This is a genomic window from Candidatus Protofrankia californiensis, assembly GCF_900634765.1.
Classification (GTDB): Bacteria; Actinomycetota; Actinomycetes; order Frankiales; family Frankiaceae; genus Protofrankia; species Protofrankia californiensis.
The window spans coordinates 13,446-15,389 of record NZ_CAAAFT010000102.1 but is presented as its reverse complement, the minus strand read 5'-3'; the positions used below and the strand labels follow the sequence as shown (position 1 = coordinate 15,389).

The 1,944-nt window shown below is 69.8% G+C and carries 3 protein-coding genes; 1 reads left to right on the top strand and 2 read right to left on the bottom strand.

Annotated features, from left to right (window positions below; all coding sequences use genetic code 11):
• Nucleotides 1-131 (bottom strand): hypothetical protein (locus tag DD1DGNOD_RS30470; RefSeq protein WP_283234661.1); only part of this gene is annotated, 131 nt, incomplete at its 3' end.
• A gap of 213 nt (nucleotides 132-344) precedes the next feature.
• Entirely contained in the window at nucleotides 345-692 is a 348-nt protein-coding gene (locus DD1DGNOD_RS06125) for a DUF3499 domain-containing protein (RefSeq protein ID WP_131765645.1), read from the bottom strand.
• A gap of 231 nt (nucleotides 693-923) precedes the next feature.
• Between DD1DGNOD_RS06125 and DD1DGNOD_RS06120 the strand changes: the two genes are divergently transcribed.
• Entirely contained in the window at nucleotides 924-1,436 is a 513-nt protein-coding gene (locus DD1DGNOD_RS06120; RefSeq protein WP_241255501.1) for a metallopeptidase family protein, read from the top strand.
• Nucleotides 1,437-1,944 lie beyond the last annotated feature (508 nt).

Genomic DNA, 1,944 nt, shown 5'->3' with positions numbered 1-1,944 from the left:
ACGACGATCCGGGGGGCGTCCAGCAGGCGCACGAACGCGGCGCCGACGGCGTGGGCGACGTCGGAGTCGAACTCGGACGGCACAACACCCCGAACGTCGTATGCCTTGAAGATCCGCGACAGGTCGTGCACCCTTCCGCCTTCCCGGTCACCAGCCCCGCCGGCGGCACCGCCGGCAGCAGTCCAGCGCCGCCAGCAGCAGTCCAGGTGCTGCCGGCAGCAACGCCGACGACCTTACCGACACGGCGCCGGCCCGGGTGGAGCCGTTCGGGTACCCGACACCCGGCCCGGTGTGGGGTCCGGCCCGGCGCGAGGCCCGCCGGGCCGGAGCGGGACGGGGCCGATTCAGGACGGCCGGGGAAGGACCCGCAGATGACCGCGCCGACCTGGGGTTGTGGACGGGTCGGGCGGGTCCTCACGACCCGTGGGTCGGGCCACCTCACGAACCGCGTCCGCGAGCGCCTCAAGGTCGTCAGAGGCTGGACTGTGCCTGGACTCACCCTCGATGCGCACGACCGCCCAGCCCAGTGGCACAGTAAGGCGGTCGGCATGCGTCCCGCACAGGTCGTAGGAATGCGGCTCGACGTATGGGGAGAGCGGCCCGAGGACGGCTGTCGACTCGGCGTAGGCGTACGTGAGTGTGGCGACCGCAGCCGCTGAACATGCCGAGCGGGAGCAGCGCCGAGGCTTCACGTTCCGGACGGTAGCCCCCGGAACGGGCGACGGCCATCACCGCCCGCCGTGTCGCATCCATCCACGGAAGAAACGTAATAGATTCATGACGCTGCGCATCCAACCGGTCGCGCCGACGGGACACCGGAACCCGGGTACCGACGGGGGTGTGGCGGAGGGTACAGCGGATCCCGCCGGGAGATCCCGGGGGGCGCCCGGCACAGCCGGCATGGCGAGCCGTACGCTCACAACATGGCGGACAACGCCTCCACCGGCGCCTCCTGGGGAACCCCCGCGCCGGACTTCCCGTCCACCCAACCACCCATACGCGCATCGCGCCGTCGTGACCGGCGCGGGCGCGGCCTGCGAGGGCTGCTCATCCCGCCGGAGGTTCCCGCCTACCGCAGCCGCGGCGAGCGGTTCGACGACCTCGTCCTGGACGCCGTCGAGCACCTCGAGCACCGCTGGTCGGCCGAACTCGCCGGCGTCGAGTTCGCGGTCGAGGACGTCCCGCCCATACCGGCCGTGCTCGGCCTGGACGATCCGGTGCCGCTGGCCCACCACCAGCCCCCGGCCGGCCGGGGGCGGTCCGCGACACCGGACCGGATCATCATCTACCGGCGGCCGCTGGAAGCCCGCGCGATGGACACCGACGACCTCGCCGAACTCATCCTGGACGTGCTGATCCACAAGGTCGCGGACATGCTCGGCATGGAACCGGAGGTCATCGATCCCGAGGGCCACGGCTGGCACGAGGATGAATAGCCAGGTGCTCTACATGCGGCAAACACAACATGCCGGCTTCCCGACCGGCTGTGGGCGCCCGCGACGGTGTCGCGTCGGGTAGCCTGATGATCAGGTAGGTCGACCGTGCGCATGTAATCAACGATATAAGCAACAATGCAAGTGACAACGTAAACGACGACACAGGCGGCGCTGTAGGCGACGCGAATGTAGACGACACGGAACTCGGGACACACGGCGAAGGAATACCTACCGCGGGAATGTAACCGCCGAAGGACACCCCGCAATCACCCACGACACCTGGGTCCGGACCGTGTCAGGCCTGGCCGTGGCACTGTAGAGGATCTTTCCCCGATGACTGCGCCGATGGTCACGCGACCCGGGGCCGATCGCCGGTACCTTTTTCGACCCTGCCGGGGCCATCCTCCGGAGGAGCGCCGAAAGGCTTTCCGGCCAGCCGGTGCCGTGCGGTGCCGACAACGACGACGGACCCTGACGACGGCGGAGACCCTGACGACGGATCCTTCCG

Coding starts and splice junctions, on each gene's coding strand:
- DD1DGNOD_RS06120 (WP_241255501.1), top strand. CDS start 924: ATGGCGGACAACGCCTCCACCGGCGCCTCCTGGGGAACCCCCGCGCCG.